We start from the raw sequence: 620 nt of genomic DNA, 5'->3' as shown, positions 1-620 counted from the left end.
ACCTTGAAAGGTGCCAAGACTGTTGCATCAAAGACCACTTTAGCTGGCCTTAAGGACAACAAGACTGGTCAAAAGAACTGGCGTGCTTACCGTGTTGCTACTACTAACCGTGGCTCAGTTTACTACAAGGTCGTATCATTCGATAAGACTTACCGTGGCTGGATCTATGGTGGTAAGAGTACTTCTGCTTTCGCTGGTGGTATTGCTAAGTACAGCACTACTACTGACGCTGCTGGTTCTACTTCAGCAACTGCTTCAAACAGCTCTTCAGCTTCAGCAACTTCAGCATCATTCCAGACCCCATCAAATCAAACTACTGCTTTGACTGATGCTCAAAAGAATGCTACTTACAAGATTACTAAGGCTGGTACTGCTAATGATGGTACTGCTACTACTTATTCATATCCTGCATGGACTGAATACAAGAAGGGCCGTACCGTTACTGATGCTACTCCTTACGCTAACGATACCTTCAAAGTTACGGACCAAACTACCCGTACCCGTGAAGGCGACCTTTGGGTAAAGATTGCTGACACTAATGCTACTAACGGTCAAAAGATCAATGGCTGGATTAAATACTCTGCCCTTACCGCGCAAGCTACTACGCCAACCACTACTCC

General features: G+C 45.5%; 1 pseudogene. It reads left to right on the top strand.

Features of this window, described 5'->3' with window-relative positions:
* Positions 1-620, top strand: a pseudogene (locus tag FC98_RS14945) (hypothetical protein); the annotation flags it as partial.

The organism is Lentilactobacillus kisonensis DSM 19906 = JCM 15041 (assembly GCF_001434135.1).
GTDB lineage: Bacteria > Bacillota > Bacilli > Lactobacillales > Lactobacillaceae > Lentilactobacillus > Lentilactobacillus kisonensis.
Note: the sequence above shows the minus strand (reverse complement) of the source record. Positions and strands in the feature narration are given on the sequence as shown.